Raw genomic sequence first — 14,542 nt, forward strand, 5'->3', positions numbered from 1 at the left:
GCGCCGGCCTCGCGCATTGACCGGTTCCGTTGGCTCCCGTCAGCAAGGTGACCGTCATGATGGACCGCTCGCGCGCCGCTTCCGTCGACCCCGCACCCTCCCCTCAAGACACGAAGACTGACGCGAAAGGATTACAGGAGGCGCTGCAAGAACAGGTGTTCGCCAATGACGAGGTGGGCCATGGGCCCGAAGCGCAGACCGCGCCCGAATCCGGGCGGCGCTGGCCGCATCTGCGACGCGGCGGCAAGATCGCGATCGGACTTGCGATCATCGCCGTGTTTGGCTGGCTGCCGCTGCGCGCGATCTGGGAATATTCGAGCGTCGAGGCTGTGCTGAATTCGCGCCTCGTCACCCTGCGCACGCCGATCGGTGGCCGCGTCGCAGCCGCCCAGCGCATCACCGATCAAGCCAGGCTGGACGCCGGAACCGTGGTCCTGCGCGTCGTGAATTCGCGTGGCGACCGCACCCGCCTCGACGATCTCCGGCGGCAGAAATCTCGCCTGGAGAACGAGCGGCCGAGCCTTGCCGCCAAGCTCGCCTCCGCGCAGGCGGCACAGAAGGATCTGGCACGGCAGGCCGCGCAATTCCGCGACGGACGGGTGCTCCAGCTCGAAGCCCGCATCGCCGAGATCCAGACCTCGATCGAAGCGGCCGCGGCGCGGCGCGACGAGGCCAGCGCCGCGGTCGAGCGCGCCTCGTCGCTGGCCAAATCCGGCAATGTCTCGACCGTCGAGCTGGCCCGGCTGACGCGCGAGCTCTCGGTGTCGCAGCAGACCGAGCTCGGCGCGCGCAAGCGGCTGGATGCCGCCAAGGTCGAGCTTGCCGCGGCACAGAACGGCTCGTTCCTCGGCGACAGCTACAACGACCGCCCGAGCTCGGTGCAGCGCGAGGAGGAGATGCGCCAGCGCGCCAGCGACCTCGAGGCCGATCTCGCACGCACCGACACCGAGATTGCCTGGCTCGCCAACGAGATCATCATCGAGGAGGTCCGCTTCGCCGATCTCTCCGAGGCCAACATCACGACGCCTGTTGCAGGCCGCGTCTGGGAGATGATGACCTCGCCCGGCGAGGACGTGCAGGCCGGACAGCCGCTGCTCAAGGTGCTCGATTGCAGCACCGCCGTCATCACCGCCAATGTCACCGAGAACGTCTACAACCGCCTGCAGCTCGGAGACCACGCCACGTTCGAGCCGAACGACGGCGGCGCGCCGATCTCGGGCACGGTGGTCAATCTGACCGGGGCCGCGGGCGCGCCCGCCAATCTCGCGATCAATCCGGACGCGCTGAGCAAGGAGCCTTACCGCGTGACCGTTGCGCTTGCCGATGCCGCCGCCCACGGCTGCACGGTGGGACGCACCGGCCGTGTCGTGTTTGCCGGCCGCGAAGGCGCATCGTGACGATGGCGCTGACGCCCGGCCTGATCGCGCTCGGCGCCTTCATGGCGATCGTGCCGCTGCTGAGGCGCGACAGCACGATGGCCCGCTCGTTCCTGGCCGTGGTGTCGCTGGCGCTGCTGCTTCGTTATCTCCATTGGCGCGTGACTTCGACCCTGCCTCCGCCACGCCTGACGGCAGATGCAATGACCGGCTATCCCTTCATGCTGCTGGAGGCCGCCTCACTGGTTGCGGTTGCGCTGTCGCTGCTGTTCCTCAGCCGCACGCGCGACCGCACCAGGGCGGCCAGGATCGACGGCCGCGCCAGCGATCCGCGCGCGCCGCTGATCGACGTGTTCATCTGCACCTACAACGAAGAGCGATCGATCCTCGAGCGCACGATCATCGGCGCCACCGGCATGGAGTACGGCCATTATCGCGTCTGGGTGCTCGACGACGGAAGGCGGCCCTGGCTGCGGCGGCTCGCCGGCGAGCTCGGCTGCCATTACCTGACGCGGCCCGACAACCGCCACGCCAAGGCCGGCAACATCAACCATGCGCTCAAGCATGTCGGCGCGCTGCCGGAGCCGCCGCAATTCGTGGCCATCCTCGATGCGGATTTCGTACCGCGGCCGGACTTCCTGGCCCGAACCATCTCGCTGATGGACGACTCCTCGGTCGGCGTGGTGCAGACGCCGCAGCATTTCATCAATTCCGATCCGATCCAGACCAATCTCGCCGCGACCGACGTCTGGCCCGACGAGCAGCGCTACTTCTTCGACATCCTGATGCCGGCCAAGGACGCCTGGGGCGTCGCCTTCTGCTGCGGCACGTCTTCTCTGATCCGCTACGCCGGGCTGGTGCAGATCGGCGGCTTCCCGACCGACTCCGTCACGGAGGACTATCTCGTCACCCTGCGCCTGAAGGAAATCGGCCTCACCACGGTCTATCTCAACGAACGGCTGACGATCGGGCTCGCACCGGAGGGGCTGAAGGAATACATCACCCAGCGCGCCCGCTGGTGTCTCGGCTTCATGCAGATCGTCCGCGGCCGCAGCGGACCGCTTTCACGAATGTCAAAACTCTCCTTCATCGATCGCCTCTCGCTGGTCGACGCCTTCATGAGCTGGGCCGCGGTTTACACCTCGAAGGTCGCGGGTCTCGTCGTGCCCTGGCTGTTCCTGCTGTTCGGCATCAAGGCGGTACAGGCCGACCTCACCGAGCTGCTCCGCTTCTTCCTGCCGTTCTACGTCTGGCACGGACTCAGCATGGCCTGGCTGTCGCAGGGACGTTCGCTCGCGATGATGACCGACGTCTCGCAACTGATCGCCGCGCCCGCGGTGCTGAAGGCGGTGGCGGCCGGCCTGCTGAAGCCGCAGGGGCACAAATTCAAGGTCACCGCGAAAGGCGGCGACCGCGACAACAGGTTCGTCGAATGGCCGCTGCTGCGAATTTACGGCACTGCGCTCCTCATCACCCTCGCGGCCATCGCCTACGCTTTCATCCTGCATCTGCGCGGCGAGAGCATCGCCTATGGCGGGCTGGCGCTGGCCTGGAGTCTCTACAACGCATTCATCCTCACCGTGGTCTGCTTCGTCTGCATCGAGCAGCCGCGCAAGCGCAAGGCGGAACGCTTTCACCGCAACGAACCCGTGCTGCTGCGCCAGGACGGCAAGTCGCATCTGGCGCGGCTTGCCGACATTTCCATCACCGGCGCCCGGCTGATCGATCCCGATCCACCGCGTCCCGGCAGCTCGATCGCGTGCCAGATCTATGGCCGCTCGATCGCGGCCATCGTGGTGCGGCGGACGGCGGACGGTTTTGCGGTTCGCTTCGAGGAGGGCATGGATACGCGTGTGCACGCGATCCGGGCGTTCTATGCCGGCGAATATGTGCGCCCCTACCGGGGCGTGCGGGCGCTCCCGGTCGGCAAGGCACTCTTGATGCGACTGTTTGGCTAGCTCGCATTCCGCGTCCCGGCGTGGCATGGAAAGGATGGCCTGAGGCCGTCACTTCACCTAGACTTCGGGCGAATCCTCGTCCGTCCTTCCCTGCCGGAACCCTTATGGTCCAGACCCGATTTCTGATCGCGGCCGTCGCGCTCCTCGCTTGCTCCGCCACCGCCTCCGCCCAGTTCGTACCTCCGCCCGCAAGGCCTGCGGCGCCCAAGGCCGCCGCGCCCTCGCCGCGCGCGGCCTCGTGCCACAACGGGGCGAGCTTCGATCGCTTCCTTGCAGAGGTGAAGCAACAGGCGGTCGCCGCCGGCGTGTCGCAGCGGACGATCGCGGAGGCCTCGCCCTACCTCGTCTACGACCAGGGCATCGTCAACCGCGACCGCGGCCAGCGCGTGTTCGGCCAGCTCTTCACCGAATTTGCCGGCCGCATGGCCGCGCCCTATCGCATGCAGAACGGCCAGCAGCACATCAAGCAATACGCCGCGGCATTCGCGCGTGCCGAGAAGGAATACGGCGTGCCGCCGGCGGTGATCGCTGCGTTCTGGGGCCTGGAGAGCGACTTCGGCGCCAACATGGGCAATCTGCCGACGCTGAAATCGCTGGTGTCGCTGGCCTATGACTGCCGCCGCTCGGAGATGTTCGTGAACGAGACCATCGCCGCGCTGAAGATCATCGACCGCGGCGATCTTACGCCCGACGAGATGATCGGCTCCTGGGCCGGCGAGCTCGGGCAGACGCAGTTCCTGCCGGTGCATTACGTCAACTACGCCGTCGACTATGACGGCGACGGACGGCGCGATCTGTTGCGCTCGGGCCCCGACGTGATCGGCTCGACCGCGAACTACATCGCCAACGGCCTGAAGTGGCGGCGCGGCGAGCCGTGGCTGGAGGAGATCAAGGTGCCGCAGAATCTGCCGTGGGAGCAGACCGATCTCACCGTGCAGCAGCCGCGCTCGAAATGGGCGCAGCTTGGCGTCACCTATCCCGACGGACGGCCGCTGCCGAACGACAATCTCGCAGCCTCAGTGCTGCTGCCGATGGGACGCTTTGGCCCGGCCTTCATGGCCTATGCGAATTTCGCGGCCTACACCGAGTGGAACAACTCGCTGATCTATTCGACCACCGCGGGCTATCTCGCCTCGCGCATCGCCGGTGCCGCGCCGATGCGAAAACCCGCCCAGCCAGTCGCGCAGCTGCCGTTCAACGAGCTCAAGCAATTGCAGCAGCTTCTGGTCCAGGCCGGCTTCAATGTCGGCAAGGTCGACGGCGTGCTGGGCCAGCAGAGCCGCGCCGCGGTGAAGGCGATGCAGATCAAATACGGCCTGCCGGCGGATTCCTGGCCGACCGCCGAGCTGCTGGCGCGGATGCGCGGCGGCACGGCACAGGCGCAGCCGGCGGGAGTGGTGCGGTAAGCCGACCACTGTCATGCCCCGCGAAGGCGGGGCATCCAGTACGCCGCGGCCTCTCGGCTCAATCACAGTGGCCGCGGCGTACTGGATCGCCCGCCTTCGCGGGCGATGACACTGAGTTTGTGGCCAATAGAATTTTCGCACCGCACAAGCTACTTCGACAATTGTATTATTCCATGAGACTCCCATGTGAGTGACTCAGGTTTTCTCCTGAGATTTCCCACCATCGAAGCGAGCATCACATGTCCTTCTACGACGCCGTCGTCCCCGCCTATCTGCAAATGCTGAACAGCCTCATGGGCCTGCTCACCAAGGCCGAGGCACATTGCGCGGCCAAAAAGATCGATCCGAGCGTGCTGCTCGGCTCCCGCCTCTTCCCGGACATGCTGCCGCTGTCGAAGCAAATCCAGCTCGTCAGCGATTTCGCCACCAAGGGCTGCGCGCGACTGACCCACAGCGAGGTGCCCTCCAATCCCGACACCGAAAAGACCTTCGAAGAACTGAAGCAGCGGCTGGCGAAAACCATCGCCTATGTGAAGTCGTTCAAGCCCGAGCAGTTCGAGGGCGCCGAGGCCAAGGACGTCACCTTCCCGAGCGGGCCCGATAAGACCACGACCCTGAAGGGCCAGCAGTTCCTGAGCGCGTTCTCGCTGCCGAACTTCTATTTCCACTGCGCGACCGCCCACGGAATCCTGCGTCACAACGGTGTCGAGATCGGCAAGCGCGATTTCATGGGTTTGAACTGATTGGGCTTGACCTGATTTGCGCAATCGCACGGCCGCGGCAGCGGGATTCTGCTGTCGTGGCCGAAATTGCACATGAATTATGCTACGCGAGGCCCCGCGCGTAGCTCGCCTGCACTTTCCGAATGGCTCCTCCCTTGCGCGGGTTATCGCAATGCACAAGTGTTGCTGACCTCTCACCGCCTGGAAGCAATCCCATGAGTCGTTCGACCAAATTGTTTGAGACCTACAAGCTCGGCCCGATCACGCTGGCCAACCGTTTCGTCATGGCGCCGCTGACGCGCAACCGCGCTGTTCCCGGCACGTTCGTACCCGGCGCGCTCGCCGCCGATTATTACAGCCAGCGCGCCTCCGCGGGCCTGCTGATCACCGAGGCGAGCCAGGTCTCGCAACAGGGCCAGGGCTACCAGGACACTCCCGGCATCTACTCCAAGGAGCAGGTCGCGGGATGGCGCAAAGTCACCGACAAGGTGCATGAGCGCGGCGGCAAGATCTTCATCCAGCTCTGGCATGTCGGCCGCATCTCGCATGTCGATCTTCAGGCGAATGGCGCAGCCCCCGTGGCGCCGAGCGCGATCCGCGCCAAGGGCAAGACCTTCGTGAACGGCGGCTTTGCCGACGTGTCCGAGCCGCGCGCGCTCGAGCTTTCCGAGATTCCGGGCATCATCGACGACTTCAAGCGCGCCACGAAGAATGCGATCGAGGCCGGCTTCGACGGCGTCGAGATCCACGGCGCCAACGGCTATCTGCTCGAGCAGTTCGCCAAGGACGGCGCCAACAAGCGCACCGATGCTTACGGTGGTTCGATCGAGAACCGCGCGCGGTTGATGCTGGAAGTCTCCAAGGCCGTCGCGACTGAAGCCGGCGCCGATCGCACCGGCATCCGCATCTCGCCGGTGACGCCGGCCAACGACATCTCGGACTCGAACCCGCAGGCCCTGTACGACCATATCGTCGACGGCCTCAGCGCGCTGAAGCTCGTCTATCTCCACGTCGTCGAGGGCGCCACCGGCGGGCCGCGCGACGTCGCCCCGTTCGACTATGCATCCCTGCGCAAGCGCTTCTCCGGCGCCTACGTCGCCAACAACGGCTACGATTTCGATCTCGCCACCAAGGTGCTGGACGCGAACGCGGCCGACCTCATCGCCTTCGGCAAGCCCTTCATCTCCAACCCCGACCTGGTCGAGCGGTTGAAGCAGGGCGCGGCGCTGAACGACTGGGACAAGAACACGTTCTACGGCGGCGGCGCGAAGGGGTATACGGATTACCCGGCGCTGGCGGCAGCGAAGTAGAGCTGCCTCCTCTCCCTCTCCCCGCTTGCGGGGAGAGGGTTGGGGTGAGGGGAAGTCTCCGCAAGGACGGTGACAGTTGGACTCGCGGAGAGTCCCCTCACCCGTATCGCATCTGCGATGCGATACGGCCTCTCCCCGCAGGCGGGGAGAGGCGAAGAAAAGAAAAAGGCCGGGATCGCTCCCGGCCTTTTCTCTTGCCCAGAACCACCTCAGGCCGCGTAGCGGTTGAACTTCGATTTGGAGATCGAGGTCGCGGCGACGTGGACGTGCTGCGCCAGTTCGGCCTCGGCGCGCTCCTTGGTCCAGCGCGTCGTCGGCACCGAGATATTGATCGCGGCGACGGCGCGGCCGTGCTCGTCGATGATGGGGGCGGCGACCGAAATGTCACCCATCACGGTCTCGTTCATGATGACGGCGTAGCCGCGTTGAGCGGCGACGCGCACGCGCTCCAGCAGCGCCTTCGGATCGGTCACCGTGAAAGGTGTCAGCGGTTCGAGCGGCGTGCGTTCGAGCAGTGCAAGGCGCTCCTCTTCGGGCAACGCCGACAGGATTGCGGTACCCGACGCCGTGAAGAAGGTCGGCAGCCGGCTGCCGATCACGATGTCGATGTTGATCAGATGCGCGCCCGGAAAGCGCGCCACGAACACGACCTCGTGGCCGTCCAGCTCGTGCAGATTGGTCGTCTCGCCGAGATTGCGACTGATCTCGAGCAGATAGGGCGAGGCGCGATCGATCAGATCGTTGGCCTTGAGATAGCTGTGCGAGAACTGGAGCACCTTCGAGGTGAGGCCGTAATTGCGCGTGCCTTCGATCCGCTTGAGATAGCCGAGGGTCTCGAGCGTGTAGACCAGGCGCTGGGTGGCGCTGCGGTCAAGATCGGCGGCGCGCGCAATGTCGGCCAGTGTCATGTAGCGCTGCGGCCCGTCGAAGGCATGCAGGACCTGGAACGCCTTCTCGGTCGAGCCGACGAACAGGGACGAGCGCTGCTCGTCTGCCTTGTCCGTCGCCTTCGCCGCGGACTTCGTGCTGGCTTTGGCGGCCTTTGCCTTCGCAGGCCGGCCGCCGCCCGCGCGGCTGCTACGCGCCATGCTGCCATCCTCTCATGCGACGCCCTCCGAGATCGCCAGCTGCCGGCCGAGCTCGGCGCGGAGGGACGCGACCAGTGCCGGCGCCGGCTGCACCAGCGGCGCCAGCATGCGCGGCGCCTCGACACCGACCATGTCCATCACCGCCTTCATCGGCCCCGGATTGGTCTCGGCAAATGCCATGTTCATCAGCGGAATCAGGCCGCGATGCAGGCTCAACGCCTCCGCCGTCTTGCCCGCCGTCGCCGTTTCGAAGATCTGGCGCCAGGCGCGCGGCAACAAGCACGCGGTGACGATGATGCCGCCCTTGGCGCCCGCCGCCAAGTGCAGCGGGAACAGGCTGTCCTCGCCGCTCAGCACCGCAAAGCTCTCGTCGACTCCGGCCACGACCTGGAGGAAATGGTACATGTCGAGGTTGCAGGCCTTCATGCCGATGATGTTGGGATGCCTGGACAGCTCATGCAGGATCTTGGGCTCGATCGCGATCCGGGTGCGATAGGGAATCTCGTAGATCAGGACCGGCACCGGCGAAGCATCGGCATAACGCAGAAAATAGTCGCGAACGCCGGCCTGAGTCGGGTTGGTATAATATGGCGTAAGAACGAGGAGCCCGTCCACGCCTTCGGCTGCGAATTCACGGCCGGCCTGCAAGGCATCGTGGAAGCCGGTGTCGAGCACACCGGCGATGACCGGACCCTTGCCCGCCATCGCCTTCACCGAGAGGCCAGCCATCTTGATGCGCTCGGCGCGGGCGAGCGCGCCGTATTCGCCGGTGCCGCCGAGCGGCACCACGCCGTCGATGCCCTGCTTGTTGAGCCAGGCGAACATGGCCGAGACCGCGCCGGCATCGATGGTGTCGTCGGCCTTGACCGGGGTCGGAATGGCCGGGAACAGGCCGCGGAGGCGATTGGCAGTGAGCATGATGTGAACCTCTGGGTTGGGATGCGGGACGGCTATCTCGCGGCAGCACGCCGACGCAGGCGTTCGGCGACGAAGATGAGAAGCCCCATGAAAACGAACAGGCAGGTCGAGACGGCGGCGATCGCGGGCGAGACCTGAAGCGTCACCTCGTCCCAGAACTGCTTCGGCAACGTCGCGTTCAGGCCGCCGGTGGCAAACAGCGCGATGGTGAGCTCGTCGAACGAGGTCGCGAAGGCGAACAGGAACGACGACACCATGCCGGCCCCGAGGATCGGGAAGGTGACGTAGCGCAACGTTGCAAGCGGGCGCGCGCCGAGACTCTGCGCGGCATGGTCGAGCCGCGTGTCGTAATTGCGCAGCACGGCCATCATGGTCATGACCACATAGGGCACCGCGACGACGGTATGGCCGAGAATGAGGCCGAAGGCGCTGCCGACGAGGCCCATGCGCGCGAAGACGTAGAACAGGCCGACCGCGATGATCATGCGCGGCACGACGATCGGCGACAGGATGAAGGCGAGCCACGCCGCCTTGCCGGGAATGTCGCTGCGCACCAGCAGGAACGCGGCAGGCGTGCCGATCAACATGGCAAGCAGCCCAGTGGCGATTCCGACCAGCAACGAGCGCAACAGCGCCTGGGTCCAGACCGGCGAATTCAGCACCGTCTCGTACCAATGCAGGGTGAAGCCCTGCGGTGGCCAGTTGAGGCCGCCGGTGCCGAACGACAGCGGGATCATCAGAATGATCGGCGCGCTGATGACGAACAGCATGGTCCAGACGAAGGCCCGCAAGCCGAGGCCGGCTTGATCTGGATTGCGGTCGCGACGGCGTGACGGCAGCAGGCGGAGGATTCCGTCCGAGATCGCACCGAGCAGCGTCAGGAGCGCATCTCCCGCCCTCTGCGCCGGGGCGAACAAGCGCGACGGCGCCGCATTGCGCGGCGCGGATGCGCCGGTCATGGTCGACAGGCCGAGCAGCCGGTCATAGGCCGCAAAGACGATGAGGACCACGAGCAGCAGCAGCACCGAGATCGCGCCGGCAAAGCCCCAATTCATGGTCTGCTGGACCTGGTCGATGATGAGCTGCGTGATCATGGTCTCGCGGCGCCCGCCGAGCAGCGCCGGCACGATGAAGAAGCCGATCGCGGTGACGAACACCATGATCCCTGCCGCGGCGACGCCCGGCAGCGACAGCGGAAAATAGATCTTCCAGAACGCCATGCCCGGCCGTGCCCCGAGGGTTGCCGCCGCGCGCGGCAAGGTGCGATCGATGTTCTCCATCACGGAGAGCATGGTCAGAACGGCGAGCGGCAGCAGCGCGTTCACCATGCCGACGAGGACGCTGCCGAAATTGTAGAGCAGGCTCGCGGGACTGGAGATGATGCCGAGCGAGATCAGCGTCTTGTTGATGACGCCGTTGCGCCCGAGCAGCACGATCCAGGCGAAGGCGCGGACTAGGAAGCTGGTCCAGAACGACAGCAGCACCCAGAACAGAAGCGTTGTCTTGCGGTCCTTGCCGGCGACCGAGATCAGATAGGCGATCGGATAGCCCGTCGCGATGCAGACGAGCGTGGTGACCAGCGAGATCTTCAGGGTGATCAGCAGGACGTCGAGATAAACCGAGGAGGCAAAGAGCTGGCGATATTGGGCAAGCGTGAAGCCATTGTCGCCGTAGACGCTCAGCAGCAGCAACTGGCCGACGGGATAGACCAGGAACAGCACGAGCAGCAGGATGAGCGGCGCACCCATCGCAGCCCGCGTCCAGGCCAGCCTCCGCGATATCGTGCGCAGGGCGGCCAAGCTCAGATCCCCTTCCCGTCGCGGATGGCGACGGCGTCAACCGCATTCCATCCGAGCGACAGACGCTGTCCGATCTCATAGGGCGCCGACCCGCTGCGGGTCGGATGCGCTGCGACGAGCTGCGGCAGGCCCGCCGTCTCCGGGGCGATGTAGAGCCGCGTCAGGCTGCCGCTGATCATCACGTCCACGAGCCGGCCGCTGAGCTGGCCGCCGCCTGCCCCGCCGACCACGAGATTCTGCGGACGGACCATGACCTTGATCGGCTCGCCCGCGGCGAAACTGCTGCCATTGCCGACCGCGCGCGACGACGCCGCCTGCTCGGCGAGGACGATGTCGAGCCCGTCGCCGTCGACGCCGCGCACGGTGGCGCTGAGCAGATTGGACTCGCCGAGGAAGTCGGCAACGAACAGCGAGCGCGGCCGGAAGTAGAGATCCTGCGGCGTGCCGAGCTGCTCGATCGCACCCGCATTCATCAGGCAGATGCGATCCGACATGGTCATCGCCTCTTCCTGGTCGTGGGTGACGTAGACGATCGTGGTGCCGAGCTCGCGATGGATGCGCTTGATCTCGAGCTGCATCTGGTCGCGCAGCTTCTTGTCCAGCGCACCGAGCGGCTCGTCCATCAGAATGATCGCGGGGCGATAGACGATGCAGCGCGCCAGGGCGATGCGCTGCTGCTGACCACCGGACAGCTCGCGTGGATAGCGCTTTGCCACGTGCGGCAAGCGCACCGTCTCCAGCGCCTCAGCGGTGCGCCGGCGCGCTTCGGCGTCAGTGACCTTGCGCATCTTCAGGGGAAAGGCGATGTTGTCCTCGATCGTCATGTGAGGAAACAGCGCGTAGTTCTGGAAGACGACGCCGATATCGCGCTCATAGGCCGGGCTATGCGTGACGTCGGCGTCGTCGATCAGGATCCGTCCCTCGTCGGGATGGGCGAGGCCCGCGATCAGGCTGAGCAGCGTCGTCTTGCCCGAGCCGGACGGACCGAGCAGCGTGAGGAATTCGCCCCTCGCGACGTCGAGGTTGGTCGGCGCCAGCGCGACGAAGTCACCGTAGCGCTTGCACAACTCGTGAATGCGCAGGCTCGACGAGACCATGGGCCGCTCCGATCCCTTGACACCTCCCCTGCCGGTCAAGCCAGGATCCAGCTGTTGAAGCGCTCGATGACGGCGGCCTGGTTGTCGTACCAGAACTTCGCGTCGATCTTCAGACCAGCCTTGATGTTGTCAGGATAGGTCGGGCAGTTCTTCGCGACCTCGGGCTTGACGTAGTTGAAGGCCTCCGGCTGCGTCAGGCCGGCCGGGAAATATTCGACGAGCGCCGCTTGCCGCTTCGGATCGGAGGCGAACTTGATGAACTCGCGACAGGCATCGGCGTTCGGCGTGCCGGCGAGGATCGACCAATTGTCGGCACCCCAGATGCCCTGGTTCCAGACGATCTCGACGGGCGCACCGGCCGCCTGCGCGGACTGCGCGCGCGACACCCAGGTCGGAAGGAGGTCGATCTCACCAGAGGTCAGCATCTGCTCGACCTGCGCGCCGCTGGTCCACCACACGGCGACCTGCGACTTGATCTTGTCGAGCGAGGCAAAGGCCTTGTCGAGATTGCAGGGATAGACCTGCGCGGTCGGCGCGCCCGCGCCCATCAGCGCTTCCTCGATCGTGTCGAAGGGATGCTTGCGCACCGAACGGCGTCCGGGGAAATCCGCCACGTTCCAGAAATCGGCCCAGGATTGCGGCGCCTTGCGGCCCTTGAAGGCGTCGGTGCGATAGGCCAGCACGGTGGTGTAGACGTTGGTGGCAACGCCGTAGGGCGATGCGTATTCGGCCGGGATCGACTTGATGACGGGCTCGGCTTCGAGGCCGTGCTTCTCCAGATATTGCTTGGCGCCGGTGGTCAGGATCTGGATCGCGGGCCAGGAGATCTTGGCCATGTCCCAGGTGTAGTTCTTGGTGTCGACCATGGTCTTGATCTGGGCGACCGGCTCGGCATTGGCCTGCACGCCGACGACCTCGATGCCCGTCGCCTCGGTGAAGGGCCGGTAGTACACGGCACCGTAGGCCTTGGTGTAGATGCCGCCGTCGTCGCGCACGACGATGCGCTTGCCTGCGGCGCGGGACGGCGACCAGACGGAGGGCGCGGCGAGCGCGACGGCGCCAGCCCCTGCGCCCAGCAGCAGGCGGCGGCGGGAGGTGATGATCTTCGGTGCGTTGGTCATGTCAGTCCCCTCTCTACGATGTTGTATTGGTCGGTGAAGCGGCGGCCGCCTCAGCCGCCGATGGCGGCGGCAGAACGCGGCCGGGATTGAACAGACCAGACGGGTCGAACGCCTGTTTCACCGCCCGCATCAAGGCGAGCTCGACCGGCGGCTTGTAGCGGGTCATCTCGCCGGTCAGCGTGCGCCCGACGCCGTGCTCGGCGCTGAAGGTGCCGCGCAGCGAGCTTGCGACGTCGTTCATGGCGCGGCGGATCCGCTGTGCAGTCTCGTCGCGCTCCGGCAGCGCGTCCCATTCGGCAAAGCTGAAGAAGGGAATGAAATGAATGTTGCCGTCGCCCATATGGCCGACGATGATGAACGGCAGATCCGGCACGATCGCGCGCACGGCCGCCATCGCCTGGTCGATGAAATCAGGCACGGTCGAGACCGGCACCGCGGTGTCCGACGTCAGGCCGACTCCGGCCTTCTTGTTGGCTTCCGACACGCTGTGACGCACCAGCCACATCGCCTTGCGCTGCGCCTCGCTGGTGGCGACGACGCCGTCGCTGACCAGCCCGGCCTCTAACGCCTGTTCGAGCACCGCCTGCATCGTCGCCGCGAGCGCGGCTGCATCGCCGGTGTCGGAGAGCTCGACCAGAACGTGCCAGGTGTTGATCTCTGCGACCGGGCAGCGCCGGCCCGGCACTTGCTCCAGCACCAGCTCGATCTGCTTCGCGTTCATCAGCTCGAAGGCGGAGAGCCGTGAATTGCAGGCGGCCTGAAACAGGCCGAGCACATTGAGCGCCGCTTGCGGACTGTCGACCGCGAGCCAGGCGACGGCCTCCGCCGTCGGCAGCGGATGCAGTTTCAGTACCGCGCCGGTGATGATGCCGAGCGTCCCCTCCGAGCCGATGAAGAGATGCTTGAGGTCGTAGCCGGTGTTGTTCTTGCGCAGCGCGTAAAGGCCATCCCAGATCGATCCGTCCGGCAGCACGACCTCGAGCCCGAGCACGTTGTCGCGCGTGTTGCCGTAGCGAAGCACGCCGGTGCCGCCAGCATTGGTGCCGATGTTACCGCCGATCTGGCACGAGCCTTCGGCGCCGAGGCTGACAGGATAGAGCCGGCCGGCGGCAGCCGCGCTCTCCTGGATGGTCGCCAGCACGCAGCCGGCATCGACCACCATGGTGTTGTTGACGGGATCGAGCGAGCGGATCCGGCGCATGCGCGTCAGCGCGACGATGACCGGCGGCTTGCCCTGCCCCGACGGCGTCGCGCCGCCACAGAGGCTGGTGTTGCCGCCCTGCGGCAGCACCGGCGTTTGGTGCGCGACGCAGAGACGAACGATGGCCGCGACCTGCTCGGTGGTCGAGGGCAGCACGGCACAGAGCGCCGGTGCTTGAAACCGGCCGCGCCAATCCTCGGTCAGGCCCGCGAGGTCCTCCTCGCGAGTTAGCACGGCCGTGTCGCCCAGCAACTGTCTGAACGCCTCGATCAATGCCATCACAGCCTCCCGGAACGGGCCGACGTTGGCCCGGTGCCCAGAAGTAATCGACATACGATTACTTCAATCGCATTATGCTAACTATGAATTCGGCGTGACAGGGAGTCAAGCGGGGGGGGCGCGCGATCGGTTGCCTGCAGGCGGAGACGTGCCTTAGCACCACCGCTGTCATGCCCCGCGAAGGCGAGGCATCCAGTACTCCGTGACGTCGGTGATTGAATCGAGAGGCCGCGGCGGACGGGATTCCCCGCCTTCGCGGGAATGACA

Annotated in this window: 11 protein-coding genes; 5 read left to right on the forward strand and 6 right to left on the reverse strand. The window is 66.0% G+C overall.

Translation table 11 applies throughout. The annotated features are described in order from the left end of the window. Positions 1–56 precede the first annotated feature (56 nt). From QA642_RS37295 to QA642_RS37315, 5 genes are all read left to right on the forward strand, one after another. On the forward strand, positions 57–1,397 hold the full coding sequence (locus QA642_RS37295; protein WP_283081357.1) for an HlyD family secretion protein: 1,341 nt from the start codon (positions 57–59) through the stop codon (positions 1,395–1,397). After that, positions 1,394–3,334: a glycosyltransferase gene (locus QA642_RS37300; protein WP_283081358.1), complete on the forward strand. Its 1,941-nt coding sequence runs from the start codon at positions 1,394–1,396 to the stop codon at positions 3,332–3,334. Before QA642_RS37295 ends, QA642_RS37300 begins: the two co-directional genes overlap by 4 nt. Positions 3,335–3,438: 104 nt before the next feature. Further along, positions 3,439–4,740, forward strand: a complete 1,302-nt coding sequence (locus QA642_RS37305; protein ID WP_283081359.1) for a lytic murein transglycosylase — start codon at positions 3,439–3,441, stop codon at positions 4,738–4,740. A gap of 239 nt (positions 4,741–4,979) precedes the next feature. Beyond that, positions 4,980–5,483 (forward strand): DUF1993 domain-containing protein, encoded by a 504-nt coding sequence (locus QA642_RS37310; protein ID WP_283081360.1) that lies wholly within the window; start codon positions 4,980–4,982, stop codon positions 5,481–5,483. Between the two features lie 194 nt (positions 5,484–5,677). Further along, the gene (locus QA642_RS37315) at positions 5,678–6,772 is read left to right on the forward strand and encodes an alkene reductase (RefSeq protein ID WP_283081361.1); all 1,095 of its coding nucleotides are present in this window, start codon (positions 5,678–5,680) and stop codon (positions 6,770–6,772) included. Positions 6,773–6,981: 209 nt separating this feature from the next. Here the strand turns inward: QA642_RS37315 and QA642_RS37320 are convergent, their stop codons facing one another. From QA642_RS37320 to QA642_RS37345, 6 genes are read right to left on the reverse strand one after another with little or no spacing between them, the layout of a single operon-like run. Then, positions 6,982–7,860, reverse strand: a complete 879-nt coding sequence (locus QA642_RS37320) for an IclR family transcriptional regulator C-terminal domain-containing protein (protein ID WP_283081362.1) — start codon at positions 7,858–7,860, stop codon at positions 6,982–6,984. A gap of 12 nt (positions 7,861–7,872) precedes the next feature. After that, positions 7,873–8,778, reverse strand: coding sequence for a 4-hydroxy-tetrahydrodipicolinate synthase (gene dapA, locus QA642_RS37325; protein WP_283081363.1), 906 nt, complete (start codon positions 8,776–8,778; stop codon positions 7,873–7,875). A 32-nt stretch (positions 8,779–8,810) separates the two neighbouring features. Continuing rightward, positions 8,811–10,577 carry an ABC transporter permease subunit gene (locus tag QA642_RS37330; RefSeq protein WP_283081364.1) on the reverse strand — a complete coding sequence of 589 codons (1,767 nt, stop codon included), beginning with the start codon at positions 10,575–10,577 and terminating at the stop codon, positions 8,811–8,813. Between the two features lie 2 nt (positions 10,578–10,579). Continuing rightward, on the reverse strand, positions 10,580–11,674 hold the full coding sequence (locus QA642_RS37335) for an ABC transporter ATP-binding protein (protein ID WP_283081365.1): 1,095 nt from the start codon (positions 11,672–11,674) through the stop codon (positions 10,580–10,582). A gap of 35 nt (positions 11,675–11,709) precedes the next feature. After that, entirely contained in the window at positions 11,710–12,795 is a 1,086-nt protein-coding gene (locus QA642_RS37340; protein ID WP_283081366.1) for an ABC transporter substrate-binding protein, read from the reverse strand. Between the two features lie 13 nt (positions 12,796–12,808). Next, positions 12,809–14,275: an FAD-binding oxidoreductase gene (locus tag QA642_RS37345; protein WP_283081367.1), complete on the reverse strand. Its 1,467-nt coding sequence runs from the start codon at positions 14,273–14,275 to the stop codon at positions 12,809–12,811. Positions 14,276–14,542: the final 267 nt, after the last annotated feature.

It is taken from the genome of Bradyrhizobium sp. CB2312 (assembly GCF_029714425.1).
Classification (GTDB): Bacteria; Pseudomonadota; Alphaproteobacteria; order Rhizobiales; family Xanthobacteraceae; genus Bradyrhizobium.